Origin of the sequence: Citrobacter sp. CF971 (genome assembly GCF_006385635.1) — a bacterium.
GTDB classification, from domain to species: domain Bacteria; phylum Pseudomonadota; class Gammaproteobacteria; order Enterobacterales; family Enterobacteriaceae; genus Citrobacter; species Citrobacter freundii.
The window spans coordinates 549804-576674 of the sequence record NZ_CP041051.1 but is presented as its reverse complement, the minus strand read 5'-3'; the positions used below and the strand labels follow the sequence as shown (position 1 = coordinate 576674).

Below are 26871 nucleotides of genomic sequence, written 5' to 3'. Positions count from 1 at the left end.
CTTTCGATTCTGAAAAATTGCGCACGATACGTTTCAATTGTACACATTCAGTTCGCGATAGCACCAACAACCTGTAATACTTCGTTTCGCGCTAGGTCAGGCTTTTCACTGTCAAGCCAGTGCACCCCTTCCCAACCACGCAACCAGGTTACCTGTCGCTTCGCCAACTGCCTCGTGGCGCAAACACCTCTATAAACCATTTCATCGTATGAAATTTCACCTTCAATGTATGACCACATCTGGCGATACCCTACACAACGAATGGAAGGCAAATCCGTATGCAAATCTCCACGGGCAAAAAGCGCCCGGACTTCTGCTTCAAAACCTGAAGCTAACATCTGATGAAAACGCTGCTCAATTCGCTGATGGAGCAGTTCACGGCTCGCCGGGGCGATTGCAAACTGATGCACCTGATACGGCAAAGCATCTCCTGACGTTTGCGTCAGCTCCGTTAAAGTTTTACCCGAAATGAAAAAAACTTCCAGTGCCCGGGAAAGTCTTTGCGGATCATTTGGATGAATACGCGCCGCAGCCACCGGATCGATGTCCTGAAGCTGTCGGTGTAACGCGTCCCAACCCTGCTCTGCCGCCTGCTGCTCAATTCTGGCCCTGACTTCCGGGTCCGCCGACGGTAACGGCGACAGCCCTTCAAGCAAGGCTTTGAAATATAACATTGTGCCGCCCACCAGCAACGGGATACGCCCCGCGGCGGTGATGTCGGCCATCTCGGCTAACGCATCGCGACGAAAATCCGCAGCGGAGTACGCTTGCGACGGATCGCGAATATCCAGTAATCGGTGCGGCGCGGCCTGTAATTCATCTGCATCGGGCTTTGCTGTACCGATATCCATTCCCTTGTAAATAAGGGCGGAATCAACGCTTATCAACTCTATGGGCAAAACTTTACGCAATTCAATTGCGAGTGCCGTTTTACCGGAGGCCGTTGGCCCCATCAAAAAAATCGCCTTTGGCAGGCTCGCCTTACGGGTATCACTCATGTTTCAGGGCATTCATTACCGAATGTAAATCAACAGGTTGTAACAGACCACCCGGCGGTGCCTTCACGAGTTGTGGGCAGAGCCGCTCAACATCCGCTAACAGCGTAATCGCCTGTGCCATACTCCACTGTGGATGCTCGCTAATCAGGTTACGTGCGATCCACTGCGCAATATTGCCCGGCTCGAATACGGATTGCTGCGCCAGGTAGCCTATCAGTTCAGGAATCAAGATTTGTAAATTTTGTTGGCGTAAGGGTAAAGGCACCGCCCGGATGGTCACATGCTGCGCATCCAGTTGAAATTCAATGCCCAGCTCAGCCAGTTGGCTCTGTCCTTTTTGCAGCGCCGCTTTTTCATCGGCGTTGACTTTTAAACGTAAAGGGATCAGCAACGGCTGGGCGCAAACGGTCCCCTGGTCCGGCGTTAATTGCGCCTGACGCAGCCAACGCTCAGCCACCGGTAATGCCAGCAACCGAATATGGCCATCGCACTCGAGTAACGCGCAGTCTGCACCGACAATCGTTAGCACCCGGCCAAAGCCCTGACTACTGCCACTCAGAGGTACCGATGATGTTTCAGAGACCGGCGTTTTACGCGTTGGAGCCGGCGTCTGCATCAGTTTCTGATAAATTTCGCCCTGCTGCTTTTGGTATCCGGGTTGGGCATGAGGCCAACTGGCCCCCGCCTGACGGCCTGCGCCACTACTGCCGTTTCCAGCGCCAGTTGAGTACTGCGGTGTCGCAGGTTCACGCGCGGGAGCCGGCTCGGCAAAATGGTTACGTCCGGCAGCAACGCGGTTTTCCGGGATGTGCCTTGGAGCGGGTTCGTCGTCATCAGCCAACGGCAGCGGCGTTTCAAGCTGCTGTTGCAGGACGCTCAACACGCCCTGGTAAATAAAATCGTGCACCAGGCGGGATTGATGGAAACGGACCTCATGTTTAGCTGGGTGTACGTTGACATCCACTTGATGCGGATCGATTTCCAGATACAGCACAAAAGCGGGTTGTTGATCGGCTCCCAGCTTATCTTCACAGGCCTGGCGGATAGCATGGTTGATCAGCCGATCTCGCATCATCCGACCATTCACATAACAATACTGTATTTCTGCCAGTGCCGCCGTTGTGTGGTTAGGATCGGCCACCCAGCCGCGCAGCGTCAAATCACCATGCTGCCATTCAATCGCCAGCGCATTCTCCAGAAACGGCGTGCCGCAAATCGCGCCCAGCCGGCGCTCTTTCTGCCCATCCGCGGCCACTGCCCGGTACTGACGCACCACTTTGCCGTTGTGAGACAAATTAATCGTCACATCAAAACGCGCCAGCGCAATGCGGCGAATAATCTCGTCGATATGATTAAATTCAGTTTTCTCGGTGCGCATAAATTTGCGCCGCGCCGGGGTGTTGTAGAACAGATCTAACACCTCCAGTGTGGTTCCCACTGGATGCGCAGCAGGTTTTACCGTCACATCCATGTCGCGCCCTTCAGCATAGGCTTGCCAGGCCTCAGGCTGCTCTTGTGTGCGCGACGTCAGGGTTAAACGAGACACGGAGCTGATACTTGCCAGCGCTTCGCCACGAAATCCGAGGCTAACGATGGCCTCAAGATCGTCAAGCGAGGCTATTTTACTGGTGGCATGACGCGCCAGCGCCAGCGCCAGCTCGTCTTTTTTAATCCCGCAGCCGTTGTCACGAATACGGATAAGCTTCGCGCCGCCGCGCTCAATATCGATATCAATGCGCGTCGCACCGGCATCGATGCTGTTTTCCACCAGCTCTTTCACCACTGACGCAGGCCGTTCTACCACCTCGCCTGCGGCAATCTGGTTCGCCAGCTGTGGCGGTAGAACCTGAATCGGCATGGCTAATCCTTAATTTGTTAACGTGTTACCCGGCGATATGGCGCTGGCGGTTTGCGCCGGCGCGCCCTGCGGTCCGGTTTGCATCGGGTGCGCCTGGAAATAGTTACGCAATCCTTTGTATATCGCCTCAGCCAGTTGCTGCTGGTAATCATCGCTCGCCAACAGACGTTCTTCGCTGTTGTTACTGATAAAGCCGGTTTCAACCAGCACAGATGGGATATCAGGCGAACGCAGTACGCCAAGACTGGCGTGTTCCGGACGGCGCTTATGCATCGAACCAATACGTTCTAACTGGCCGATCATGCTGGTCGCCACATCATACCCGACGCGCTGCGAATGACCGAACTGCAGATCCAGTACGGCCTGGCTGAGATAAGGATCGGACTGGCTGTTTGCCAGCACATCGCCCGCGCCGCCCAACAGCTCCGATTGTTTTTCATGCTGTTCCAGCCAGCCGGCCATCTCACTGTTCGCCCGACGGTTCGACAACACCCAAACGGAAGCACCTGTGGCATCACGGTTTGGCGCGGCATCCGCGTGAATAGAAACCAGGAAATTGGCGTTTTGTTTACGTGCGACGTCTGAACGCCCCATCACCGAGATAAAGTAATCGCCATCACGGGTGAGTACGCCTTTAAACATTGGGTCATCATTGAGCAAGCTGCGCAGTTTACGCGCCACGGCAATCGTGACGTTTTTCTCACGCGTGCCGCCAGGGCCAATCGCCCCCGGATCCTGCCCGCCGTGTCCGGCATCAATGGCAATAACCACTTTTTCACCGCTGCCGGTGCTGGCGCGCGCCGCAGGTCGTGTGGAGGTATTACTGTTGGTCACCATCGTGGTGCGATCGTTCTCTGCTTTAAACGGGTTACGCGCAGGCTCGGCAGGACGAGGGGCGACAACCGGCGTTTCAACACGCTTAACAACCACTGGAGGTGGAGGCGGCGGCGGTGGCGCATCCGCTTTGATGGTAAACACAACGGTATAATTGCCGCCGTTCTGGCGTTTAACGGCTTCGGCCTTGCCGTTCTCGGTTAAATCCACCACCAGACGCAAGGACTGCGCATCTTTTGGCGTGCCGGAGCGGATAGATTTCACCAGATTATTGCCGCTAAACAGCAGCGGTAATCCCTGAATCACTCCGGTTTGTTTTATATCCAGCGCGACGGTGCGTTTCCCGTCCTGGCTCACGGCGTATTCAGGCTCGCCAATAAAGCTCAGCGTAATCCGCGCCTGTTGATTGCCATTGGAAACCTGAAGATCGGAGAGGCTGGCGGCCCCTGCCTGCGCGCACAGCAGGACCAGGGTTGCCATCAGCCAGTTTCTGATGCGATAAATCATCCCGCCACCCTTAAGGTTATTCGGCTAAACGCGCCAGCAATAATTCACCCGATGAGGAGACTGCGCTTACGCGCGCCTCTCGACCTTGCGCCTGATATTCAATGTGTATTTCGACGTCCGGGTCTGGCAGTACACCTTTACCTTGTTGCGGCCATTCCACCAGGCAGATGGCATCATTGGCAAAATAATCGCGGATCCCCATAAATTCCAGCTCCTCCGGGTCCGCAAGTCGGTATAAATCGAAGTGATATACCATCAAGTTATCGAGTGAATAGGGTTCAACCAGCGTGTAGGTGGGGCTTTTTACATTACCTTTATGACCTAACGCCTGCAGAAATCCCCGGCTGAAAGTGGTTTTACCCGCCCCCAGGTCGCCGTACAAATATATAACCGTCGCGCCGTCACAGGCTTTGGCTACCCGCAGTCCCAGGTCTAAAGTTGCCTGCTCATCAGGTAGTGGAATTACTCGATTCATCATGATAAACGTCAATCACATCAGGGTTAACAATACGCTGTAGCGTGGTAAAGAGATCTGTCGCCAGCATGCCGCGCGTACCAAAACGCGCCGCCAGCACATCCGCCGCCGCTCCGTGCGCAACACATCCCGCACATGCTGCATCATACGGGGTAAGCTTCTGTCCGAGCAATGCGCCAATAATACCGGAAAGCACATCTCCCATTCCGCCGCTGGCCATCCCTGCATTGCCGGTATCAATAATACCTAACTCAGCTTGTTCAGCAGCAACAACCGTACCCGCGCCTTTCAGCACTACCACGCCTCCGTACCGTTTTACCAGACGTTGTGCACAAAGTAAGCGATCGTCTTCAATTTCTGCAATGGAACAGCCCAGCAGTCGCGCGGCTTCACCTGGATGCGGCGTGATCACGCGATTGTGACGTTTATCGGGGTTGATTGCCAGCAGGTTCAGCGCATCCGCATCCCAGAGCATCGGTTTGCGAAAATTCTCCACTTTTTGCAGCGCTTTTTTGCCCCACTCCTGCTGACCAAGCCCTGGTCCTATCACCACAACATCCGCCCATGCCAGGCTCTCTTCCAGAGTCTGCGGCGTCAGCGCATCGACCATCAGTTCTGGTCTGGCAGTCAGAACAGGCGCAATGTTCTCACTGCGCGTCAATACTTTGACCAGCCCGGCTCCCGCACGCAACGCCGCTTCACCGGCCATACGTATTGCACCTGCCGTGCCGTGGTCGCCGCCGATAATCACCAGCCGACCGTGAGAGCCTTTGTGTGAGGTGGGCCGACGCGGCGTTAGCCAGTGCGCAAGCTGTTGAGCATCAAAACGTTGCAGCGGCGCGTTCTGCACCGCCAGCCAGTCGTCCAGCCCGAGTGCGTTAACATGCAGACGTCCGGTGACATCGCGTGCTTTACCGGTGAGCAGACCTGGCTTGAGCGCAATAAAGGTAACGGTATGCGCAGCGTTGATGACTGCCCCCGGCGCCGCCCCCGTCTGCGCCAGCAGGCCGGAGGGAATGTCGATTGCAATTGTAGGGGCTGGGTGGCTATTGGCACGTTCGATCAACGCCGGGAGAGGTTCACGCGGCGCGTTTTTTAAGCCAGTACCTGACAGCGCGTCGATAATGACGTCCACGCTGTCTGGCCAGTTAATATCAGCAGCATGAATAACGCCACCGGCGTTAAGCCAGGCGTCGTGCGCCTGCTGCGCTTCCTCGGGGAGCGGTTTATCACTCTCGTGCGCCAGCAACGTAACATTAAAACCCTGCGCTTTGGCAAGTCTTGCCACCACGTAACCATCACCGCCGTTGTTGCCGTGACCACATAGCACCAGCCAGTGTTGGGCGTTCGGATAGGCCTCGCGGGTGACCTGAAACGCCGCCTCTCCCGCCCGTTGCATCAGCTCATACAACGTCAGCCCTAAACTGTCTGCCGCCTCTCGCTCCATACGCCTGATGTCATCGGCGTGCCAGATGGAGTGTGGTATACTTGCGGGGTTTTTCTTCATTGTATGGTCCGTCATGTCAGAGCCCCTCGATCTCAATCAGTTAGCGCAAAATATTAAGCAGTGGGGGCTGGAGCTTGGCTTTCAGCAAGTCGGTATTGCCGATACCGACCTCAGCGAAGCAGAGCCCAAACTGCAGGCCTGGCTGGATAAACAATACCACGGCGAGATGGACTGGATGGCCCGTCACGGCATGATGCGCGCCCGCCCCCACGAATTATTGCCCGGTACGCTACGTGTCATCTGCGTACGTATGAACTATCTTCCTGCCAAAGCGGCCTTTGCCAGCACGTTGAAGAACCCTTCTCTGGGTTACGTCAGCCGTTACGCGCTTGGCCGCGACTACCATAAGCTGCTACGTAACCGCTTAAAAAAGCTGGGAGAGATGATTCAACAGCACTGCGTTTCGCTGAATTTTAGACCTTTTGTCGATTCTGCGCCCATTCTTGAGCGTCCTTTGGCGGAAAAAGCCGGGCTTGGCTGGACAGGTAAGCACTCACTAATCCTCAATCGCGAAGCCGGTTCATTTTTCTTCCTCGGGGAATTACTGATCGATTTACCCTTGCCGGTCGACCAACCAGCAGAAGAAGGATGCGGGAAATGCGTCGCCTGCATGACAATCTGTCCCACCGGGGCCATCGTTGAACCCTACACCGTAGATGCGCGCCGCTGTATCTCTTATCTCACTATCGAACTGGAAGGCCCGATACCGGAAGAGTTTCGTCCATTGTTGGGGAATCGAATTTACGGCTGCGATGATTGCCAGCTCATTTGCCCGTGGAACCGCTATTCACAGTTGACGACAGAGGATGACTTCAACCCGCGCAAGCAGCTTCATGCTCCGGAGTTAATAGAGCTGTTTAGCTGGAGCGAAGCGTGGTTTTTAAAAGTCACGGAGGGGTCTGCCATTCGTCGTATTGGCCACCTGCGCTGGCTGCGAAATATCGCCGTTGCGTTGGGTAATGCTCCCTGGAATGACGCTGTTATTCTCGCGCTGGAAAGTCGCAGAGGTGAGCACCCACTTCTCGACGAACACATAGACTGGGCGGTTGCTCAGCAAATCGAGAAGCGAAATGCCTGCGTAGTTGAGGTGCAGCTACCGAAGAAACAACGTTTGGTCAGGGTCATTGAGAAGGGTCTGCCGCGCGACGCTTAAGTCATCCACAGCTTGTGTATAAAAATAAAAACACATTGATATTCAAGAAGGAAAAAATCGTCAAGTGATCGCATTAACAATTTGAAATGATAATTAAGTCAATAATTTCAATTAGTTAAAATGATACTATTTACCCGGCGAAGCTTTTTGCATTCCAGGAATAATACCCGAACCTGTGGATAAGTCTGTTTACAAGAGTATGTCAATGACGAAACAAAACGTCCCCAACGCGATTATTCGTTGCGGATATTTTTATTGAGGTAAGAATTTGGAGCGGGAAACGAGACTCGAACTCGCGACCCCGACCTTGGCAAGGTCGTGCTCTACCAACTGAGCTATTCCCGCATAATCTTCGTCTTTCGAACCGCTACTGCGTTGGCTGCCTTCATTCGCCTGAGTCACTTACTTCAGTAAGCTCCTAAGGACTCATTCAGTTGCCGCCTTGTCGCAATTCGAAATACTGCGATTGGTGGTCTGTGCTTATAAGCACTTTCAAATTTTGGAGCGGGAAACGAGACTCGAACTCGCGACCCCGACCTTGGCAAGGTCGTGCTCTACCAACTGAGCTATTCCCGCTTGGGTGCGTCTGTGCTTAATAAGCACTTTCAAATTTTGGAGCGGGAAACGAGACTCGAACTCGCGACCCCGACCTTGGCAAGGTCGTGCTCTACCAACTGAGCTATTCCCGCAAATTTGTTGCTGTCGTAATTCGCATTTCTGCGTCGTTACGGGAGGCGCATTATACGAGAAATCCGTTTAGCTGCAACCCCCTTGAATACGTTTTTTTCGAAAATTCGTTCAAGTGATTACTTTACAATCAAGCTGAACAATTTAGCGTCAAAAAGCCGGTGACGCAAGCCACCGGAGAACAAAATCAAAGCTTAATAAAATGTTCGCGATAGTAAGCAAGCTCAGCAACAGATTCACGAATGTCGTCCATCGCCTGATGCGTTCCCTGCTTGGTGAAGCCAGCCAGGATCTCCGGCTTCCAACGACGCGCCAGTTCTTTGAGCGTACTAACGTCAAGATAGCGATAATGGAAATACGCCTCCAGCTCCGGCATGTATTTAAACAGGAAACGACGATCCTGGCCGATGCTGTTGCCACAGATAGGTGATTTCCCTTCCGGAACCCACTCTTTCAAAAAAGCCAGCGTGGCCAGTTCTGCTTCACGATCGCCCATGGTGCTCGCCTTCACGCGTTCCACCAGCCCGCTACCGGTGTGCGTACGTACGTTCCAGTCATCCATTAATGCCAGTTGTTCGTCGGACTGGTGCACCGCAATTGTCGGTCCTTCTGCCAGAATATTCAGGTTGGCATCCGTCACCAGCGTGGCGATCTCAATAATGCGATCGCGCTCGGGATCCAGACCTGTCATCTCCAGATCGATCCAAATCAGGTTGTTTTCATTGGCACTCATGCTATTTTCCACCCTTCAGCGTCACATTCAGTGTGACTACATTGATCTAAAATTGTGTGTATCATAAATGTTTTGCCCATCATGGGCGACCAGGAGCCAGTCCGATTGAGTAAGAATAAACTCTCCAAAGGCCAACAGCGCCGTGTGAACGCCAATCACCAGCGTCGTCTCAAAACGTCCACGGAGAAGCCCGACTACGACGACAACCTGTTTGGCGAAACCGCTGAAGGCATCGTTATCAGCCGTTTTGGCATGCATGCCGACGTAGAGTCTGCTGACGGTGAAATTCACCGCTGCAACATCCGCCGTACAATTCGCTCGCTGGTTACTGGCGATCGCGTAGTCTGGCGCCCGGGTAAAGCGGCGGCTGAAGGCGTGAATGTCAAAGGTATCGTTGAAGCGGTACACGATCGTACCTCGGTACTGACACGTCCCGACTTTTACGACGGGGTAAAACCTATTGCCGCCAACATCGACCAGATCGTTATTGTCTCAGCCATCTTACCCGAGCTGTCACTCAATATTATCGACCGATATCTGGTAGCCTGCGAAACGCTACATGTTGAACCAATTATCGTACTGAATAAGATCGATCTGCTGGATGATGAAGGCATGGCCTTCGTTAACGAACAGATGGATATCTATCGCGACATTGGCTATCGGGTGTTGATGGTATCCAGCCGTACTAAAGACGGCCTGAAACCACTTGAAGAAGCATTAACCGATCGCATCAGCATTTTTGCCGGTCAGTCGGGCGTAGGTAAATCCAGCCTGCTCAATAATCTTCTCGGCCTGCAGGAAGAGATCCTGACCAACGATGTCTCCGACAACTCCGGTCTTGGACAGCACACTACCACGGCCTCTCGCCTGTATCACTTCCCGCACGGCGGCGACGTTATCGACTCCCCTGGCGTACGTGAGTTCGGACTGTGGCATCTGGAGCCGGAACAAATCACGCATGGCTTTGTCGAATTTCATGACTACCTGGGCCATTGCAAATACCGCGACTGCAAGCATGATACCGATCCAGGCTGCGCTATCCGTGAGGCTGTAGAAAAAGGGGCCATAGCCGAAACCCGGTTTGAAAATTATCACCGCATCCTGGAAAGCATGGCGCAGGTAAAAACGCGTAAAAACTTTTCTGATACAGACAACTGACAACTAAGCTAAGCATCGCTAGAATCGTCCCCCTTTTTTCAGGATCCGGTCCACATGCCGGATCGGGAACAAATTATGGCCTGGAGGCTACCTTGTTAAACTCATTTAAGCTTTCGCTACAATACATTCTGCCGAAACTATGGCTCACTCGCCTGGCGGGTTGGGGTGCGAGCAAACGAGCGGGATGGCTGACCAAATTGGTTATCGATCTGTTCGTGAAATATTACAAGGTCGATATGAAAGAGGCGCAAAAGCCGGACACCGCCAGCTATCGCACCTTTAATGACTTCTTTGTTCGCCCGCTGCGCGACGATGCTCGCCCGATTAATACCGATCCAAACGTACTGGTCATGCCCGCTGACGGCGTGATCAACCAGTTAGGCAACATCGAAGAAGACAAATTGCTGCAGGCTAAAGGGCACAGCTATACCCTTGAAGCGCTGCTGGCTGGCAACTATCAGATGGCGGACAAATTCCGCAACGGTACGTTTGTGACTACTTACTTGTCTCCACGCGATTACCACCGTGTACACATGCCGTGTAACGGTATCCTGCGTGAAATGATGTATGTGCCGGGCGATCTCTTCTCTGTAAACATCCTGACTGCGCAAAACGTACCGAACCTGTTTGCCCGCAACGAACGCGTAATCTGTTTGTTTGATACCGAATTTGGTCCGATGGTGCAGATTCTGGTCGGCGCGACTATCGTCGGCAGCATTGAAACCACATGGGCTGGCACCATTACCCCACCGCGTGAAGGCGTCATCAAGCGCTGGACCTGGCCGGAAGGCGAAAGCGAAGGGTCGGTGGCGCTGTTGAAAGGTCAGGAAATGGGCCGCTTTAAGCTCGGTTCCACCGTCATCAACCTGTTCGCACCTGGCAAAGTTAACCTGGTTGAGCAGTTGCAGGATCTTTCCGTGACCAAAATCGGCCAACCAATGGCCATCTCGACCGAGACTTTCGTGACGCCAGAGACAGAACCGGCCCCGCTGGCGAAAGAAGAGATCGAAGCAGAACACGACGCCAGCCCGCTGGTTGACGACAAAAAAGACGAAAGTTAAACATAGGAATCGCTGCTGTGCGCCTGATTATCACTTTTCTGATGGCCTGGTGCCTCAGCCTGGGGGCGTACGCTGCGACGGCCCCCGATGCCAAACAACTCACCCAGGAACTGGAGCAGGCAAAAGCGGCAAAACCCGCTCAGCCAGAAACCGTCGAGGCGCTCCAGTCCGCGCTGAATGCCCTTGAGGAGCGGAAAGGCTCTCTCGAGCGCGCACAGCAATATCAGCAGGTTATTGATAACTTCCCCAAGCTGTCCGCAACGTTACGCGCACAGCTTAGTAACCTGCGCGATGAACCGCGCAATGCGCCAACCGGACTCACTACCGATGCATTAAACCAGGAGATCCTCCAGGTTAGCAGCCAACTGCTGGAAAAGAGTCGTCAGGCCCAGCAGGAGCAGGATCGCGCCCGGGAAATCGCCGACTCGTTAAGCCAGCTTCCTCAACAGCAAACCGATGCCCGCCGCCAGCTCAATGAGCTTGAGCGCCGCATTGGTACCGCCAACGGCAATTCCGCGCAGAATCAGGCGATGCAAGCTGAATCCGCCAAACTTAAAGCCCTGGTCGATGAACTGGAGCTGGCACAGCTTTCCGCCAATAACCGTCAGGAACTGGCGCGTATGCGCTCCGAACTGGCAGAAAAGCAGAGTCAACAACTCGACACTTACCTGCAGGCTTTGCGCAATCAACTCAACAGTCAGCGTCAGCGCGAAGCAGAGCGAGCGCTGGAAAGTACCGAACTGCTGGCGGAAAACAGCGCGGGACTGCCGGAAGGTATTGTCGATCAGTTCAAGGTTAACCGCGAGCTGTCTCAGGCCTTGAACCAACAGGCGCAACGTATGGACCTGGTCGCCTCGCAGCAGCGTCAGGCTGCCAGCCAAACGCTGCAGGTCCGCCAGGCCTTGAATACGCTGCGAGAGCAGTCTCAGTGGCTTGGGGTTTCAAATATGCTGGGAGAAGCGCTGCGCGCGCAGGTATCCCGTCTGCCGGAAATGCCCAAGCCCCAGCAGTTGGATACCGAAATGGCGCAGCTTCGCGTGCACCGTATGCGCTATGAGGATCTCCTCAACAAACAGCCGCAGCTGCGTCAGATTCATCAGGCCGATGGACAACCGCTGACCGCTGAACAGAGCAGCATTCTCAACGCCCAGCTACGCACCCAGCGCGAGCTGCTGAACTCATTGTTACAGGGCGGCGATACGCTGATCCTTGAGCTGACCAAGCTCAAAGTCTCCAACAGCCAACTGGAAGATGCGCTAAAAGAGGTCAACGAAGCAACGCACCGCTATCTGTTCTGGACGTCAGACGTCAGTCCCATCTCGCTCTCCTGGCCTGTCGACATCGTTCAGGATCTGCGGCGTTTGATCTCATTAGATACGTTTAATCAGTTGGGTAAAGCCAGCGTCATGATGCTGACCAGCAAAGAAACACTATTGCCGCTGTTCGCGGCGTTGGTGCTGGTTGGCTTTAGCCTCTCTTCGCGCAAGCACTTCACCCGTTTCCTTGAACGCTCGTCCGCGCGAGTCGGGAAAGTCACCCAGGACCATTTCTGGCTGACAATACGCACGGTATTCTGGTCAATACTCGTCGCTTCTCCGTTGCCGGTGTTATGGGCAACGCTCGGTTACGGGTTGCAGGAAGCCTGGCCTTACCCGCTGGCTGTTGCTATCGGCGATGGCGTTACCGCCACGGTGCCTATGCTATGGGCAGTAATGATTTGCGCCACCTTTGCGCGTCCCAACGGTCTGTTCATTGCCCACTTTGGCTGGCCACGTAACCGCGTCGCGAAAGCCATGCACTACTACCTGATGAGCATCGGACTGATTGTCCCGCTGATCATGGCGGTGATTATGTTTGATAATCTCAATGACCGGGAATTCTCCGCCTCACTGGGACGTCTGTGCTTTATTCTGATTTGCGGTGCGCTGGCGGTCGTGACCCTAAGCCTGAAACGCGCCGGGATACCGCTGTACCTCGATAAAGAGGGCAACAGCGATAACATGGTCAATAGTATGCTGTGGAATATGCTGATGGGCGCGCCGCTGATTGCCATTCTCGCTGCGGCAGTGGGTTATCTCGCCACATCGCAAGCCCTGCTGGCACGTCTGGAAACATCCGTGGCGATTTGGTTCTTATTACTGGTGGTGTATCACGTCATCCGCCGCTGGATGCTAATTCAGCGCCGCCGCCTTGCGTTTGACCGCGCCAAACATCGACGCGCCGAAATGCTGGCGCAACGTGCGCGGGGCGAAGAGGAACCACCTCATTCAACCAGCCTTGAAGGTACGATCGATGTAGATGAAAGCGAAGTGGATCTGGATGCAATCAGCGCGCAATCGCTGCGCCTGGTACGTTCTATTCTGATGCTTATCGCCCTGCTCTCGGTCATTGTGCTGTGGTCAGAAATTCATTCCGCTTTCGGCTTCCTAGAAAACATCTCGTTGTGGGATGTCACCTCCACGGTGCAGGGCGTGGAAAGCTTAGAACCGATAACGCTGGGCGCGGTGCTCATTGCTATTCTGGTGTTTATCATCACCACCCAGCTAGTGCGCAACCTACCCGCGTTGCTGGAGCTGGCGCTACTGCAACATCTGGATTTAACCCCCGGCACCGGTTACGCCATCACCACTATCACTAAGTATCTTCTGATGCTGATTGGCGGCCTGGTGGGCTTCTCGATGATCGGTATTGAGTGGTCCAAACTGCAATGGCTGGTGGCGGCTCTCGGTGTCGGTCTGGGCTTTGGTTTGCAGGAGATCTTCGCCAACTTTATTTCCGGCCTGATTATCCTGTTTGAAAAGCCAATCCGCATTGGCGACACGGTTACAATTCGCGATCTCACCGGTAGCGTGACGAAAATTAATACCCGTGCCACCACTATCAGCGACTGGGACCGCAAAGAGATCATCGTACCCAACAAAGCCTTTATCACCGAACAGTTTATCAACTGGTCGCTATCCGATTCGGTTACCCGTGTGGTGTTAACCATCCCGGCACCGTCGGAGGCTAACAGCGAGGAGGTTACGCAGATCCTGCTGACTGCCGCACATCGTTGCTCGCTGGTTATCGATAACCCGGCGCCAGAAGTCTTCCTGGTTGACCTGCAACAAGGAATTCAAATCTTCGAACTGCGTATTTATGCCGCTGAAATGGGGCATCGCATGCCGCTGCGCCATGAAATCCACCAGTTGATTCTGGCAGGCTTCCGCGAGCATGGTATTGATATGCCATTCCCACCGTTCCAGATGCGTCTGGAAAGTCTCGGCGGTAAGCAAACAGGCAGAACATTAAGTTCTGCAGGAAGAGGCAGTCGCCCGGCGGGAAGTTTGTAATACCTGAGTAGCCCGAACGCAGTGACGCCGAGCTACGGTGTGGGTCTTGTAGGCCTGATAAGCGTAGCGCCATCAGGCAATTCGATGCTGATTGCCGGATGGCGGCATTGCCTTATCCGGCCTACAACGGCCCAGTTTACTCTGTCACCAGAACCGGTTGACGGTCAACGCGGCGATGATAGTTCTCATAAATCGCCATCGCCAGCAGCGAGAAGAAGATCGGGCCGCCGGTCATCCACAAGGCACTGTTCCAGTCCCGGGCTTCAATTACTGGCTGGATGATGGTGAACACGTTGGCAAACGTCACCACCAGAACGACCACACCCGTTGCCAGCAGCGTCGCCGCTCGGGTTTTAAAGACAACAAACGGCCTTTCCAGACCCGGACGGGATTTAAAGAACGGAAACGCCAGCGCCAGGAACAGATACGGCAGCGTCATGGATACGTTCGCCATCAGCGTCAGTTTGTTATAGAACGCTGAAGCCGTATCGCCACCAAATGAAACCAACAGGATAAACAGGCTCACCAGCAGGCACTGTAACCACATTGCCGTCGTCGGCATCCCTACGGCATTCAGTTTGGTCATCGGCGCGGGCCACAACGCTTTCGGCGTGCCCTGAATAATCGCTTTCAGCGGTGAGTAGCTGAGGGTGAAAAAAGCGCCGGTATAGGCAAGGAACATGGAAAGCCCGGTAATACGTGCAAACCATACGCCCATCACCATCGCGGTCTCAGGGGAAAGATGCAGCGCATTACCCAACGTCATCCCGAGGCTCTTCATCAGGATATAAGTAATATTGCCGAGGTTGACCGAGCTATTGCTTAATACCTGCTGCCAGTTGGTGCTAACGCCCCATAAAAAGATGGCCAGTGAATAACCAACAGAAATGACAATAGCGGCAAAAACAATGCCTTTAGCAAAGTTCTTTTCTGGTTTTTCTGTTTTATCAACCAGTCCCCCTACAGCTTCAATTCCGCCATAAGCAAAAATGGCAAACACAACAAATGACAACATTGCCAGCCCGGACTGATATCCGGGATTAGGTGAGGAGATAAAATTAATATCCTGTGCAAAGTGGCCACCAGTTAATAACAAAATAGCGACACTCACTAACAACAGAACTAAATTAAGACACATTACGGCAATTCCGCCTACTGCCGTAATACGCGCAATCTTATTAATACCCCGGGATGCCACGCAGGTCACCAGAATCATCCAGCCGACGGCGAGCAGCCCGACAACCTGCGTAGGCTCAAGCCCTGCAATACGCCAGTGCTGCGTCATGTCTGCGCCAAACAAGAAGGTTGAAAAAGGTACCCAGACTTTCGCCGCAGTACTTACCATCCATATCACATAAGAAGAAAACCACATAAACGTGCCGATAAAGGCATAGCGCGGTCCAACGCTATTATTCATCCACGAATAGATTCCCCCCTCTTCTTTCCGATAGGCAGACCCCATTTCCGCCATCATTAAAGCAAATGGAATAAAGAATAATAATGCAGAAAATATATACCACGGTATTGCACTATACCCCATTAAATAGAATGCGGAGGGGCTATTAGCAAAACCGAAAACTGACGTAAATATCATGAGAATGAGACCTGGCAGGCTCATCTTTTTTATTGTTTGGGTCATTAAACCATCCCTTACTCTGGCAAGCGTTTAGCAAACGCCGCTCACCGGTTGGCACTGCTCTCTTTGCAGAGTTCAGCGATAAAAAAATCAACACAGAATTGATACCTAAACGATATCAAATATCCAGGTGTAAATTGTGGCTATTAGAGGGGAAATGAAAAAATATGCTACAAAGTGGCGATTAAGCCGCCACTTTGTATTGCGGAAGAGTAAGTTATGCGCGATCGACGGTAAATGCGATAACCTCGGCCAGGCTCTCTGCGCCCAGCGCCAGCATCACCAGACGGTCAACACCCAGCGCCACGCCTGAGCAATCCGGCATGCCTACTTTCAGCGCTTCCAGCAGGTTGGTATCGATAGGTTGCTGCGGTAAGCCTCGTGCGGCGCGTTTGCGGTTATCCTGTTCAAACCGCTGCTGTTGTTCACGCGCGTCGGTCAATTCATGGAAACCATTTGCCAGCTCAATACCTTTGTAATAAACCTCGAAACGTTCAGCCACGCGGTGATCTTCGGTACTGATTTGCGCCAGTGATGCCTGGCTGGCCGGGAAATGATACACAAACGTCGGTTTGTCTTTACCAATATGTGGCTCAACGCCCATCGTAAACAGCAGCTGCAGTAAGGTGTCCCGGTCTTCTTCGGTATCGGCGATATTGCTGAGATCCAATTTCGCCGCCACTTCCCGCAGTTGGGTTTTATCCGCAGACAGCGGGTCTATCTCCAGATGACGCTGGAAGGCTTGCTGGTAAGAGAGGCTTTCCGCAGGCGAACAGTCCAGCACCTGCTGGAGCAAATCATCTACCTCATTCATCAGCCGATACATATCGTAGTGCGGACGATACCACTCAAGCATGGTGAATTCAGGGTTATGATGGCGCCCCATCTCTTCATTACGGAAGCTGCGGCACAGTTGATACACCGGGCCGCACCCTGCCACCAGCAGGCGCTTCATATGGTATTCAGGGCTGGTCATTAAATAGAGATTCATCCCCTGAGAGTGTCCAGGGCCAACGAAACGTGTTTCGAACGGGAACAGATGGATGTCCGTTACCGTTGCCTGACTCATACAAGGGGTCTCAACCTCCAGCACGCCACGATCGGCAAAAAAGCGGCGAATCTCCGCTATAATTGCTGCACGTTTTAACAGATTGGGGATGGACGCGCTCGGCTGCCAGGTTGCCGTTTCGCTCATGGTTGTTTCTCCGATTTAAGACAAGGGCACGAAGTCTACTCGTATCGCGCTAACGAGACAAATTTCAGGCAGCAGTAATCAGCACTGGCAATTGGATAAAAAAAGCGACATAGGGTGGTTTAGTAATTAAATTAATCAAATTCAATGATAATTCCCCCCTGTGACACGCTAAAAAAATCGAACACGTCAAATTTCCCGCACATCCCTAAGACTATACTATTGTACCTATAAAGGAGCAGTGGAAACGCGTTCATAACCTGTTTGAAGCCGATGAAGCATCTGATTTCAGGCGGGGATGAAATAACAACAATCTGGAGGAATGTCGTGCAAACCTTTCAAGCCGATCTTGCCATTATAGGCGCCGGTGGCGCGGGATTACGTGCTGCAATTGCTGCCGCACAAGCAAATCCCAACGCTAAAATCGCACTGATCTCAAAAGTGTACCCAATGCGCAGCCATACCGTTGCTGCCGAAGGCGGCTCTGCTGCTGTCGCGCAGGATCATGACAGCTTTGACTACCATTTTCACGATACGGTAGCAGGCGGAGACTGGCTATGTGAGCAGGATGTCGTGGATTACTTTGTCCACCACTGCCCAACTGAAATGACGCAACTGGAACAATGGGGCTGCCCATGGAGCCGTCGTGAAGACGGTAGCGTCAACGTACGTCGCTTCGGCGGCATGAAAATCGAGCGTACCTGGTTTGCCGCAGATAAAACCGGCTTCCACATGTTGCATACGCTGTTCCAAACATCTTTGCAGTTCCCGCAGATTCAGCGCTTTGACGAACACTTCGTTCTGGATATCCTGGTGGACGAGGGTCATGCCCGCGGCCTGGTTGCCATGAACATGATGGAAGGCACGCTGGTGCAGATCCGTGCTAACGCAGTCGTAATGGCAACGGGCGGCGCTGGTCGTGTTTACCGTTACAATACCAACGGCGGCATCGTAACCGGCGACGGTATGGGCATGGCGCTGAGCCACGGCGTTCCGCTGCGTGATATGGAATTCGTTCAATATCACCCGACGGGTCTGCCAGGCTCCGGTATCCTGATGACAGAAGGTTGCCGTGGTGAAGGCGGTATCCTGGTCAACAAAAACGGCTACCGTTATCTGCAAGACTACGGCATGGGTCCGGAAACCCCGCTGGGCGAGCCGAAAAACAAATACATGGAACTCGGTCCGCGCGACAAAGTTTCTCAGGCTTTCTGGCACGAATGGCGCAAAGGCAACACCATTTCCACTCCGCGTGGCGATGTGGTTCACCTCGACCTGCGTCACCTCGGCGAGAAAAAACTGCTCGAACGTTTACCGTTCATCTGCGAACTGGCGAAAGCTTACGTGGGTGTCGATCCGGTTAAAGAACCGATCCCGGTACGTCCGACCGCACACTACACCATGGGCGGTATTGAAACCGATCAGCACTGTGAAACCCGCATTAAAGGTCTGTTCGCTGTCGGCGAATGTTCCTCTGTTGGTCTGCATGGCGCTAACCGTCTGGGCTCTAACTCCCTGGCGGAACTGGTGGTCTTCGGTCGTATGGCCGGTGAACAAGCTGCGGAACGCGCTGCAACGGCTGGCGCTGCAAACAGTGCCGCTCTGGATGCACAGGTTGCTGGCGTTGAAAAACGTCTGAAAGATCTGGTTAACCAGGAAGGTAACGAAAACTGGTCTAAGATCCGTGATGAAATGGGTATCTCCATGGAAGAAGGTTGCGGTATCTACCGTACGCCGGAACTGATGCAGAAAACCGTTGATAAGCTGGCTGAACTGCAGGAACGCTTCAAGCGCGTACGTATCACTGATACCTCCAGCGTCTTCAACACCGACCTGCTGTATACCATCGAACTGGGTCACGGTCTGAACGTTGCTGAATGTATGGCGCACTCCGCGCTGGCGCGTAAAGAATCCCGCGGCGCGCATCAGCGTCTGGATGAAGGCTGTACCGAGCGTGACGACGTGAACTTCCTCAAACACACCCTCGCCTTCCGCGATGCTGACGGCACGACTCGCCTGGAATACAGCGACGTGAAAATCACCACTCTGCCACCGGCTAAACGTGTTTACGGTGGCGAAGCGGAAGCAGCCGATAAGAAGGAGAAGGCGAATGGCTGAGATGAAAAACCTGAAAGTTGAGGTGGTGCGCTATAACCCGGAAACCGATACCGCGCCGCACAGTGCTTTCTACGAAGTTCCTTATGATGAAACCACGTCACTGCTGGATGCGCTGGGCTACATCAAGGATAACCTGGCACCGGACCTGAGCTACCGCTGGTCCTGCCGTATGGCAATCTGCGGCTCCTGCGGCATGATGGTCAACAATGTACCGAAACTGGCGTGCAAAACCTTCCTGCGTGATTACACAAACGGCATGAAGGTTGAAGCGCTGGGTAACTTCCCGATTGAGCGCGATCTGGTCGTCGACATGACGCACTTTATCGAAAGCCTGGAAGCGATCAAACCGTACATCATCGGTAACCCGCGTACACCGGATCAGGGTCCAAACACCCAGACTCCGGCGCAGATGGCGAAGTATCATCAGTTCTCCGGTTGCATCAACTGTGGTCTGTGCTACGCCGCGTGCCCGCAGTTCGGCCTGAACCCTGAGTTCATTGGACCGGCTGCGATTACGCTGGCGCATCGTTACAACGAAGATAGCCGCGACCACGGTAAGAAGGAGCGTATGGCTCAATTGAACAGCCCGAACGGCGTCTGGACCTGTACTTTCGTGGGCTACTGCTCCGAAGTCTGCCCGAAACACGTCGATCCGGCTGCGGCCATTCAGCAGGGTAAAGTTGAAAGTTCAAAAGACTTTCTTATCGCTACCCTGAAACCACGCTAAGGAGTGCACGATGACGACTAAACGTAAAGCCTATGTGCGGCCAATGACGTCCACCTGGTGGAAAAAGCTGCCATTTTATCGTTTTTACATGCTGCGTGAAGGCACGGCAGTCCCTGCAGTCTGGTTCAGCATTGAACTGATTATCGGTCTGTTTGCACTCAAGCATGGTGCAGAGTCCTGGATGGGCTTTGTCGCCTTTTTACAAAACCCGGTGGTGGTAATCCTTAACATTATCGCCCTGGCAGCAGCGCTGCTGCATACCAAAACCTGGTTTGAGCTGGCACCAAAAGCAGCCAACATCATCGTAAAAGACGAAAAAATGGGGCCAGAGCCGATCATCAAAGGTCTCTGGGCAGTCACTGTGGTTGCTACAGTAGTCATACTGTTTGTTGCCCTGTTCTGGTAAGGAGTCCGGAATGATTAATCCAAATCCAAAACGCTCTGACGAACCCGTATTCTGGGGCCTGTTTGGTGCAGGCGGTATGTGGAGCGCAATCATTGCGCCGGTAATGATCCTGCTGGTAGGCATTATGCTGCCGCTGGGCTTTGTTCCTGATGCTTTCAGCTATGAACGCGTACTGGCATTCGCTCAGAGCTTCATCGGACGTGCGTTTCTGTTCCTGATGATCGTTCTGCCGCTGTGGTGTGGTTTACACCGTATGCACCACGCGATGCATGACCTGAAAATCCACGTGCCGGCTGGCAAATGGGTATTCTACGGACTGGCAGCTATCCTGACCGTTGTAACGGCGATTGGTATTCTGACCATCTAAGTACATGCGTTAATTATCAGGCCCGCCATTGGCGGGCCTTTTTTATTTGTGCAGCACCCCGGTCAACCAACGGGAAAATTCACGCATCGCAGGCGTCTCCGGGCGAGATTGCAAACGCGTTATCCAGTAGCTTCCCAAATCAATCTGCGTTAAAAACGGCTGAACGATACGTTCACTGCTGAGTAAATGCGTGAACATTCTGACTGGCGCAATTGCCACACCCATTCCCGCCTGTGCAGCTTCCAACATGGTGACTGACGAATCAAACACCATCACATTGTGCGTCGGTGACGGAGGCGCCTCTCCGGCCGCCTGCATCCAAAGCGCCCATTCATCCCGCCGATACGATCGTAATAACGGAAATTTCAGGATATCCGCAGGCGTTTGAATCTGCGAAGCCAATGTTGGCGAACACAGTGGAGACATCAGCGCGCTACATAAATATTGCGCATCGGTATCGTGCCAGGCTCCCCCACCGTAGCGAATGGTATAATCCAGCCCTTCGGCGGCGGGATCCACGCGATTGTTATGGGTAGAAATATGCAAATCAATATGTGGGTAACTGCGCTTAAAATCGCTCAACAGCGGGAAAAGACAGCCGATAGCAAAGGTTCCCACTACGCCAATTTTAAGTTTTTCCTGGGTCTGTTTAGTGGCAAAACGATCCAACATCCCCGCCATACGATCGAAGGAGTCATTAAGTACAGGTAACAGACTTTCCCCTTCAGTCGTCAACATTAATCCACGAGAACCGCGCACAAAAAGCTGACAATTCAGCTGCTGCTCCAGCGATTTGACATGCTGGCTGATGGCAGAATGCGTCACGTTGAGCTCAATCGCAGCGCGGGTAAAGCTGAGATGTCTGGCCGCGGCTTCAAAAGCCCGCAGCGAGTTAAGAGGGATATAGCTACGCGTCATCATTAAGCCTGTTAGAAAAACTTATATCTGCTGCTAAATTTAACCGTTTGTCAACACGGTGCAAATCAAACACACTGATTGCGTCTGACGGGCCCGGACACCCTTTTGCTTTTAATTACGGAACTGATTTCATGATGAAAAAATCGATATGCTGCGCGCTGCTGCTGACAGCCTCTTTCTCCACGTTTGCTGCCGCAAAAACAGAACAACAAATTGCCGATATCGTTAACCGCACCATCACACCACTGATGCAGGAGCAGGCTATTCCGGGTATGGCCGTGGCGATTATCTACGAGGGGAAACCTTATTACTTTACCTGGGGTAAAGCCGATATCGCCAATAACCACCCAGTCACGCAGCAAACGCTGTTTGAGCTAGGGTCGGTCAGTAAGACGTTTAACGGCGTGTTGGGCGGCGACGCTATCGCCCGCGGCGAAATTAAGCTCAGCGATCCGGTCACGAAATACTGGCCAGAACTGACAGGCAAACAGTGGCGGGGTATCAGCCTGCTGCACTTAGCCACCTATACAGCGGGTGGCCTGCCGCTGCAGATCCCCGATGACGTTACGGATAAAGCCGCATTACTGCGCTTTTATCAAAACTGGCAACCACAATGGACTCCGGGCGCTAAGCGTCTTTACGCTAACTCCAGCATTGGTCTGTTTGGTGCGCTGGCGGTGAAATCTTCAGGTATGAGCTACGAAGAGGCAATGACCAGACGCGTCCTGCAACCATTAAAACTGGCGCATACCTGGATTACGGTTCCGCAAAGCGAACAAAAAAACTATGCCTGGGGCTATCTCGAAGGGAAGCCTTTGCACGTTTCTCCGGGACAACTTGACGCCGAAGCCTATGGCGTGAAATCCAGCGTTATCGATATGGCCCGCTGGGTTCAGGCCAACATGGACGCCAGCCACGTTCAGGAGAAAACGCTCCAGCTGGGCATTGAGCTTGCGCAGTCTCGCTACTGGCGTATTGGTGATATGTACCAGGGATTAGGCTGGGAGATGCTGAACTGGCCGCTGAAAGCTGATTCGATCATCAACGGCAGCGACAGCAAAGTGGCATTGGCAGCGCTTCCCGCCGTTGAGGTAAACCCGCCAGCACCTGCCGTGAAAGCCTCATGGGTGCATAAAACGGGATCCACAGGTGGATTTGGCAGCTACGTTGCCTTCGTTCCAGAAAAAAACCTTGGCATAGTGATGCTGGCAAACAAAAGCTATCCTAACCCTGTCCGCGTCGAGGCGGCCTGGCGCATTCTTGAAAAACTGCAATAACTGACAGAGGGGTCCGGTAAATCGGACCTCCTTTCTTGCTCTTTTTTTCCTGCTGTCATCTACACTTAACAAAAAACAGTAAGGAAAACACTATGCGCATTCTGCCCGTCGTTGCTGCAGTTACGGCTGCATTCCTGGTTGTCGCTTGCAGCTCCCCAACACCGCCGAAAGGCGTTACCGTGGTGAATAACTTTGATGCCAAACGCTATCTGGGAACATGGTATGAAATTGCGCGCTTCGACCATCGTTTCGAGCGCGGGTTGGATAAAGTGACCGCAACGTACAGCTTGCGCGACGACGGCGGCATCAACGTTATTAACAAGGGCTATAACCCTGACAGGGAGATGTGGCAGAAAACGGAAGGGAAAGCCTATTTCACCGGCGACCCAAGCACGGCCGCGCTTAAAGTATCATTCTTCGGCCCCTTCTATGGTGGGTATAACGTAATTGCACTCGACCGGGAATATCGTCACGCGCTGGTTTGCGGTCCGGATCGCGACTACCTGTGGATCCTTTCACGGACCCCAACTATTTCAGATGAAATGAAACAGCAAATGTTAGCCATCGCGACCCGGGAAGGGTTTGAGGTGAATAAGCTGATTTGGGTGAAACAGCCTGGCGCTTAGTGAGTGCTCAGCTTCAGACCAATAATGCCAGCAACGATCAGCCCAAGGCTCAGCAAACGCGCCGGGCTGGCAGATTCACCCAGCAGCAAAATCCCTGTAATGGCCGCCCCGACAGCGCCAATGCCGGTCCAGACCGCATAAGCGGTTCCTACAGGTAATGTGCGCATTGCCCAGGAGAGCATGGCAATACTGACGATCATCGCCGCAATAGTGATAATGCTTGGCGTAAGACGCGTAAAACCGTGGGTATATTTCAGGCCAATCGCCCAGACGACTTCGAGCAAACCTGCAATTAATAAAACGATCCAGGACATATCAGGCTCCAGAACAATGGGGCCGTCCCCGGTGAAAGAAGCGTTTGCAGGTCGTCCTACAAAGCTGATGTGTGAAATGGCATTTTTGCCCGGAAGAAAATGAATTTCAACCTTTTTATTCATTGCCTGCTAAAAGCAAGAATTAAGCATAATTAGCGGCGTAGTTCCCGCATTTGGCACTCATCGGAGTTCTCTATGATGAAGGGCTTTCTGAAACGGAAAGTCGATTGCCCCTCTTCTGAATGCGAAACGTTTATGCTTAAAATTTTAGTGATTGACCGGTGCCACTTTACCCGCACAGGGATAGAGGCCTTGCTTAATCATTCTGGCAGGTTCAGCTCTTCATTTCTGGTATCAGGAATCAATAATCTCCTGTTAGCAAAAGAGCATATTTTGCAATGGAAACCGCATCTGGTGATCGCGGATTTATACAGTTTTATTAGCGAGACGCACTCCAGTCCGCCAATTAACCCTTTTTTTATGAGTTGTGGCGTCATCCCACTGATTTTACTGCAATCAGCAGATAGACAGCATGCCCCCATCGCGCCCTCTCAATCTGTAGCTCATTCGGTCTTGACCAAGCACACCACGCTGAACACACTCTCCCACACAATTCAGGAAGCACTTCAGGTTCGCCCCGCATTAGAAATACCCAAAAACGCCACGCCTTTGCTTACGCCGCAGGAGGAGAAAGTATTATCAATGTGGATGGATGGTGTGAGTAACAATGCCATTGCCGCCGCACTCAGCATACATGGCAAAACGGTCTACACCTATAAGCGGAATATCCGTATGAAACTGCACCTGGGGAACCGCTTCTCGCCGTTTCTGTCACTCCCAGGGAAGGGAGATTAACGGTACGACACGACGTCGTACCGTTCTTCATTATTGCTGAGCTTTTGTCGCTGCACCAGAAATGGCGCTACCGCCTTCAGAAATATCCTGTCCTACGCCTCGTGTGGTATTACACGCGGTTAAAACGGAAGAAAGTACCAACACAGAAAAGATCGCAGCAATTGTCTTCTTAACCATAACGTCTTCCTTTTCTAGCCAATATTGTTTGTGTATAGCTACTTAATAATAGACAAGATCTGGGAGTGTGATGGATAAACAACCGTTTTTAAGACTATATGAAATGATTAGCTGGCAGCGTGAGAGATTGAATTGCCAAGATGTTTGATGTCTTCACCGAAGCCGCGCGCGGTATTGCATCCCGTCAGGAGGGTGCTGGTGAAAAGGAGTAGCATTACAAGACCGAGAAGACGTTTCATCATTCCTGCCCTGGAAAAAGTATGGCGCAGCAACCTGCGCCATAAGATCAAATGGAAGACTTATTTTACGCGAGAAACGTATTCGCCGGAGCGGGTATCCACTTTGATCACTTCGCCGATCTGTACGAACAGCGGAACTTTAACGACTGCGCCGGTAGACAGGGTAGCCGGTTTGCCGCCAGTACCAGCGGTATCGCCTTTCAGACCTGGGTCGGTTTCAACAACTTCCAGCTCAACGAAGTTCGGCGGAGTTACAGAGATCGGCTGACCGTTCCACAGGGTCACGATGCATTCAGCCTGGTCCAGCAGCCATTTAGCGTTATCGCCTACCGCTTTCTCGTCAGCAGCCAGCTGTTCGAAAGTGGTGTTATTCATAAAGTGCCAGAACTCACCGTCGCTATACAGGAAAGTCAGGTTCATGTCGGCTACGTCTGCGCCTTCAGCGGAGTCAGTAGACTTGAAGGTTTTCTCTACGCGAGTACCGGTCAGCAGGCGACGCAGCTTAACGCGCGCAAACGCCTGGCCTTTACCTGGTTTAACGAATTCGCTGGCTTCAACCGCATAAGGTTCGCCGTCCAACATGATTTTAAGACCAGCACGAAAATCGTTGCTATAGTACGTTGCCATAAGGCCCTCTGAAAATTGTTAACTGGTAGCTAAGCCACAAAATGGCGCATATTGTAACCCTAAATACCCCATCCAGAGAAGATTGGTTATCGCAACTTGCCGATGTTGTGACCGATCCCGATGAACTTCTGCATCTTTTGAATATAGACGCAGATGAAAAACTGTTGGCCGGACGCGACGCGAGACGGCTTTTCGCCCTGCGCGTGCCGCGCGCGTTTATTGCCCGCATGGAGAAAGGTAACCCGGACGATCCGCTTTTGCGTCAGGTACTTACCTCCCAGGAAGAGTTTGTTGCTGCGCCAGGTTACTCAACCGACCCGCTAGAAGAACAGCACAGTGTGGTTCCCGGTCTGCTGCATAAATATCGCAATCGGGCACTGTTGCTGGTCAAAGGCGGTTGTGCGGTGAATTGTCGCTATTGCTTCCGTCGACACTTCCCATATGCCGAAAACCAAGGCAATAAACGCAACTGGCAGGTCGCTCTCGACTACATTACCGCGCATCCTGAGCTGGATGAAATCATCTTCTCTGGTGGCGATCCGTTAATGGCCAAAGACCACGAACTGGACTGGTTGCTCACGCAACTGGAAGCCATTCCGCACATTAAACGCCTGCGTATTCACAGCCGTTTGCCGATAGTGATCCCTGCGCGCATTACCGAAGGACTGGTCGAACGTTTTGCGCGCTCCACGCTGCAGATTCTGCTGGTCAATCACATTAACCATGCCAATGAAGTTGATGAGACGTTTCGCCAGGCGATGAGTAGTCTGCGCGCCGCGGGCGTTACGCTACTCAACCAAAGCGTATTGCTGCGTGGCGTGAACGATAACGCACAAACCCTGGCTAACCTTAGCAACGCACTATTTGATGCCGGTGTGATGCCCTATTACCTGCACGTGCTGGATAAAGTACAGGGTGCCGCCCACTTTATTGTCAGCGATGATGAAGCGCGTCACATTATGCGTGAACTGCTGACACTGGTTTCCGGTTACATGGTCCCCAAACTGGCGCGTGAAATTGGCGGAGAGCCAAGTAAAACGCCGTTGGACCTGCAGTTACGCCAACAATAACCATTAGCGAGTGTCCGAT

25 protein-coding genes and 3 tRNA genes are annotated in these 26871 nt (G+C 52.9%); 12 read left to right on the top strand and 16 right to left on the bottom strand.

The annotated features are described in order from the left end of the window. Nucleotides 1-47 precede the first annotated feature (47 nt). Genes miaA through nnr form a run of 5 tightly spaced genes read right to left on the bottom strand, consistent with a single transcriptional unit; the run spans nt 48 to nt 6194 of the window. The gene (miaA, locus tag E6P06_RS06255) at nt 48-998 is read right to left on the bottom strand and encodes a tRNA (adenosine(37)-N6)-dimethylallyltransferase MiaA (RefSeq protein WP_016149447.1); all 951 of its coding nucleotides are present in this window, start codon (nt 996-998) and stop codon (nt 48-50) included. Beyond that, nucleotides 991-2856, bottom strand: coding sequence for a DNA mismatch repair endonuclease MutL (gene mutL / locus E6P06_RS06250; RefSeq protein WP_003844967.1), 1866 nt, complete (start codon nt 2854-2856; stop codon nt 991-993). The genes miaA and mutL overlap by 8 nt, the downstream gene beginning before the upstream one ends. A 9-nt stretch (nt 2857-2865) precedes the next feature. After that, nucleotides 2866-4197, bottom strand: a complete 1332-nt coding sequence (amiB, locus tag E6P06_RS06245) for an N-acetylmuramoyl-L-alanine amidase AmiB (protein WP_016149446.1) — start codon at nt 4195-4197, stop codon at nt 2866-2868. A 16-nt stretch (nt 4198-4213) separates the two neighbouring features. Then, a complete protein-coding gene (gene tsaE, locus E6P06_RS06240) occupies nt 4214-4675 on the bottom strand; it encodes a tRNA (adenosine(37)-N6)-threonylcarbamoyltransferase complex ATPase subunit type 1 TsaE (protein ID WP_003025570.1) in 462 nt (153 codons plus the stop codon). Further along, on the bottom strand, nt 4647-6194 hold the full coding sequence (gene nnr, locus E6P06_RS06235) for a bifunctional ADP-dependent NAD(P)H-hydrate dehydratase/NAD(P)H-hydrate epimerase (RefSeq protein WP_139935041.1): 1548 nt from the start codon (nt 6192-6194) through the stop codon (nt 4647-4649). Before nnr ends, tsaE begins: the two co-directional genes overlap by 29 nt. Between nnr and queG the strand changes: the two genes are divergently transcribed. Next, nucleotides 6193-7332, top strand: coding sequence for a tRNA epoxyqueuosine(34) reductase QueG (queG, locus tag E6P06_RS06230; protein WP_044699183.1), 1140 nt, complete (start codon nt 6193-6195; stop codon nt 7330-7332). The two genes, nnr and queG, sit on opposite strands and share 2 nt — an antisense overlap. A gap of 269 nt (nt 7333-7601) precedes the next feature. On the opposite strand, the gene E6P06_RS06225 is transcribed toward queG, so the two are convergent. From E6P06_RS06225 to orn, 4 genes are all read right to left on the bottom strand, one after another. Continuing rightward, a tRNA-Gly gene (locus E6P06_RS06225) sits at nt 7602-7677 on the bottom strand. A 155-nt stretch (nt 7678-7832) separates the two neighbouring features. After that, nucleotides 7833-7908 (bottom strand) — tRNA-Gly (locus E6P06_RS06220). A 37-nt stretch (nt 7909-7945) separates the two neighbouring features. After that, a tRNA-Gly gene (locus E6P06_RS06215) sits at nt 7946-8021 on the bottom strand. Between the two features lie 185 nt (nt 8022-8206). Further along, the gene (orn, locus tag E6P06_RS06210) at nt 8207-8752 is read right to left on the bottom strand and encodes an oligoribonuclease (protein ID WP_003839477.1); all 546 of its coding nucleotides are present in this window, start codon (nt 8750-8752) and stop codon (nt 8207-8209) included. Between the two features lie 105 nt (nt 8753-8857). Here orn and rsgA point away from each other — a divergent pair, with 105 nt between their 5' ends. The 3 genes from rsgA to mscM all read left to right on the top strand — a co-directional run bounded on the left by rsgA (nt 8858) and on the right by mscM (nt 14303). Next, nucleotides 8858-9910, top strand: a complete 1053-nt coding sequence (gene rsgA, locus E6P06_RS06205) for a small ribosomal subunit biogenesis GTPase RsgA (RefSeq protein WP_003025561.1) — start codon at nt 8858-8860, stop codon at nt 9908-9910. A 92-nt stretch (nt 9911-10002) separates the two neighbouring features. Beyond that, nucleotides 10003-10971: an archaetidylserine decarboxylase gene (asd, locus tag E6P06_RS06200; RefSeq protein ID WP_003844975.1), complete on the top strand. Its 969-nt coding sequence runs from the start codon at nt 10003-10005 to the stop codon at nt 10969-10971. A gap of 17 nt (nt 10972-10988) precedes the next feature. Next, on the top strand, nt 10989-14303 hold the full coding sequence (gene mscM / locus E6P06_RS06195) for a miniconductance mechanosensitive channel MscM (protein ID WP_110249121.1): 3315 nt from the start codon (nt 10989-10991) through the stop codon (nt 14301-14303). A gap of 136 nt (nt 14304-14439) precedes the next feature. On the opposite strand, the gene yjeM is transcribed toward mscM, so the two are convergent. Both yjeM and epmA read right to left on the bottom strand, forming a co-directional pair. After that, complete coding sequence (gene yjeM, locus E6P06_RS06190; protein WP_139935040.1) at nt 14440-15942, bottom strand: glutamate/gamma-aminobutyrate family transporter YjeM; 1503 nt, start codon at nt 15940-15942, stop codon at nt 14440-14442. 214 nt (nt 15943-16156) lie between these two features. Further along, nucleotides 16157-17134 carry an elongation factor P--(R)-beta-lysine ligase gene (gene epmA / locus E6P06_RS06185; protein ID WP_003830517.1) on the bottom strand — a complete coding sequence of 326 codons (978 nt, stop codon included), beginning with the start codon at nt 17132-17134 and terminating at the stop codon, nt 16157-16159. A 324-nt stretch (nt 17135-17458) separates the two neighbouring features. On the opposite strand from epmA, the gene frdA reads away from it, so the two are divergent. Genes frdA through frdD form a run of 4 tightly spaced genes read left to right on the top strand, consistent with a single transcriptional unit; the run spans nt 17459 to nt 20749 of the window. Then, the gene (gene frdA / locus E6P06_RS06180) at nt 17459-19249 is read left to right on the top strand and encodes a fumarate reductase (quinol) flavoprotein subunit (protein ID WP_003025543.1); all 1791 of its coding nucleotides are present in this window, start codon (nt 17459-17461) and stop codon (nt 19247-19249) included. Further along, nucleotides 19242-19976 (top strand): fumarate reductase iron-sulfur protein, encoded by a 735-nt coding sequence (gene frdB, locus E6P06_RS06175; protein ID WP_003025540.1) that lies wholly within the window; start codon nt 19242-19244, stop codon nt 19974-19976. Before frdA ends, frdB begins: the two co-directional genes overlap by 8 nt. Nucleotides 19977-19986: 10 nt before the next feature. Continuing rightward, nucleotides 19987-20382: a fumarate reductase subunit FrdC gene (frdC, locus tag E6P06_RS06170; RefSeq protein WP_003025537.1), complete on the top strand. Its 396-nt coding sequence runs from the start codon at nt 19987-19989 to the stop codon at nt 20380-20382. A 10-nt stretch (nt 20383-20392) separates the two neighbouring features. After that, a complete protein-coding gene (gene frdD, locus E6P06_RS06165) occupies nt 20393-20749 on the top strand; it encodes a fumarate reductase subunit FrdD (RefSeq protein WP_003025535.1) in 357 nt (118 codons plus the stop codon). Nucleotides 20750-20791: 42 nt separating this feature from the next. Here frdD and ampR read toward each other — a convergent pair whose 3' ends face one another. Then, on the bottom strand, nt 20792-21667 hold the full coding sequence (gene ampR, locus E6P06_RS06160; protein ID WP_016149439.1) for a LysR family transcriptional regulator AmpR: 876 nt from the start codon (nt 21665-21667) through the stop codon (nt 20792-20794). 131 nt (nt 21668-21798) lie between these two features. Here ampR and E6P06_RS06155 point away from each other — a divergent pair, with 131 nt between their 5' ends. Then, complete coding sequence (locus E6P06_RS06155) at nt 21799-22944, top strand: class C beta-lactamase CMY-85 (protein WP_063859877.1); 1146 nt, start codon at nt 21799-21801, stop codon at nt 22942-22944. A gap of 92 nt (nt 22945-23036) precedes the next feature. After that, entirely contained in the window at nt 23037-23570 is a 534-nt protein-coding gene (locus E6P06_RS06150; protein ID WP_003025522.1) for a lipocalin family protein, read from the top strand. Here E6P06_RS06150 and sugE read toward each other — a convergent pair. After that, on the bottom strand, nt 23567-23884 hold the full coding sequence (gene sugE / locus E6P06_RS06145; protein ID WP_000118520.1) for a quaternary ammonium compound efflux SMR transporter SugE: 318 nt from the start codon (nt 23882-23884) through the stop codon (nt 23567-23569). The genes E6P06_RS06150 and sugE overlap by 4 nt on opposite strands. Nucleotides 23885-24139: 255 nt before the next feature. On the opposite strand from sugE, the gene E6P06_RS06140 reads away from it, so the two are divergent. Continuing rightward, the gene (locus tag E6P06_RS06140; RefSeq protein ID WP_003025485.1) at nt 24140-24739 is read left to right on the top strand and encodes a helix-turn-helix transcriptional regulator; all 600 of its coding nucleotides are present in this window, start codon (nt 24140-24142) and stop codon (nt 24737-24739) included. A gap of 30 nt (nt 24740-24769) precedes the next feature. On the opposite strand, the gene ecnB is transcribed toward E6P06_RS06140, so the two are convergent. The 3 genes from ecnB to efp all read right to left on the bottom strand — a co-directional run bounded on the left by ecnB (nt 24770) and on the right by efp (nt 25782). Beyond that, on the bottom strand, nt 24770-24916 hold the full coding sequence (ecnB, locus tag E6P06_RS06135) for a lipoprotein toxin entericidin B (RefSeq protein WP_003025482.1): 147 nt from the start codon (nt 24914-24916) through the stop codon (nt 24770-24772). A gap of 107 nt (nt 24917-25023) precedes the next feature. Then, nucleotides 25024-25158 carry a lipoprotein antitoxin entericidin A gene (ecnA, locus tag E6P06_RS06130; RefSeq protein ID WP_003830568.1) on the bottom strand — a complete coding sequence of 45 codons (135 nt, stop codon included), beginning with the start codon at nt 25156-25158 and terminating at the stop codon, nt 25024-25026. Nucleotides 25159-25215: 57 nt separating this feature from the next. Beyond that, entirely contained in the window at nt 25216-25782 is a 567-nt protein-coding gene (gene efp / locus E6P06_RS06125; protein ID WP_003025478.1) for an elongation factor P, read from the bottom strand. Between the two features lie 41 nt (nt 25783-25823). Here efp and epmB point away from each other — a divergent pair, with 41 nt between their 5' ends. Then, a complete protein-coding gene (gene epmB / locus E6P06_RS06120; RefSeq protein WP_139935039.1) occupies nt 25824-26852 on the top strand; it encodes an EF-P beta-lysylation protein EpmB in 1029 nt (342 codons plus the stop codon). Nucleotides 26853-26871: the final 19 nt, after the last annotated feature.

Coding starts and splice junctions, on each gene's coding strand:
- ecnA (WP_003830568.1), bottom strand. CDS start 25,158: ATGATGAAACGTCTTCTCGGTCTTGTAATGCTACTCCTTTTCACCAGC.
- sugE (WP_000118520.1), bottom strand. CDS start 23,884: ATGTCCTGGATCGTTTTATTAATTGCAGGTTTGCTCGAAGTCGTCTGG.
- frdC (WP_003025537.1), top strand. CDS start 19,987: ATGACGACTAAACGTAAAGCCTATGTGCGGCCAATGACGTCCACCTGG.
- efp (WP_003025478.1), bottom strand. CDS start 25,782: ATGGCAACGTACTATAGCAACGATTTTCGTGCTGGTCTTAAAATCATG.
- nnr (WP_139935041.1), bottom strand. CDS start 6,194: ATGACGGACCATACAATGAAGAAAAACCCCGCAAGTATACCACACTCC.
- ampR (WP_016149439.1), bottom strand. CDS start 21,667: ATGACGCGTAGCTATATCCCTCTTAACTCGCTGCGGGCTTTTGAAGCC.
- E6P06_RS06140 (WP_003025485.1), top strand. CDS start 24,140: ATGCTTAAAATTTTAGTGATTGACCGGTGCCACTTTACCCGCACAGGG.
- E6P06_RS06150 (WP_003025522.1), top strand. CDS start 23,037: ATGCGCATTCTGCCCGTCGTTGCTGCAGTTACGGCTGCATTCCTGGTT.
- tsaE (WP_003025570.1), bottom strand. CDS start 4,675: ATGATGAATCGAGTAATTCCACTACCTGATGAGCAGGCAACTTTAGAC.
- orn (WP_003839477.1), bottom strand. CDS start 8,752: ATGAGTGCCAATGAAAACAACCTGATTTGGATCGATCTGGAGATGACA.
- mutL (WP_003844967.1), bottom strand. CDS start 2,856: ATGCCGATTCAGGTTCTACCGCCACAGCTGGCGAACCAGATTGCCGCA.
- amiB (WP_016149446.1), bottom strand. CDS start 4,197: ATGATTTATCGCATCAGAAACTGGCTGATGGCAACCCTGGTCCTGCTG.
- queG (WP_044699183.1), top strand. CDS start 6,193: ATGTCAGAGCCCCTCGATCTCAATCAGTTAGCGCAAAATATTAAGCAG.
- yjeM (WP_139935040.1), bottom strand. CDS start 15,942: ATGACCCAAACAATAAAAAAGATGAGCCTGCCAGGTCTCATTCTCATG.
- ecnB (WP_003025482.1), bottom strand. CDS start 24,916: ATGGTTAAGAAGACAATTGCTGCGATCTTTTCTGTGTTGGTACTTTCT.
- miaA (WP_016149447.1), bottom strand. CDS start 998: ATGAGTGATACCCGTAAGGCGAGCCTGCCAAAGGCGATTTTTTTGATG.
- frdB (WP_003025540.1), top strand. CDS start 19,242: ATGGCTGAGATGAAAAACCTGAAAGTTGAGGTGGTGCGCTATAACCCG.
- frdD (WP_003025535.1), top strand. CDS start 20,393: ATGATTAATCCAAATCCAAAACGCTCTGACGAACCCGTATTCTGGGGC.
- epmA (WP_003830517.1), bottom strand. CDS start 17,134: ATGAGCGAAACGGCAACCTGGCAGCCGAGCGCGTCCATCCCCAATCTG.
- E6P06_RS06155 (WP_063859877.1), top strand. CDS start 21,799: ATGATGAAAAAATCGATATGCTGCGCGCTGCTGCTGACAGCCTCTTTC.
- epmB (WP_139935039.1), top strand. CDS start 25,824: ATGGCGCATATTGTAACCCTAAATACCCCATCCAGAGAAGATTGGTTA.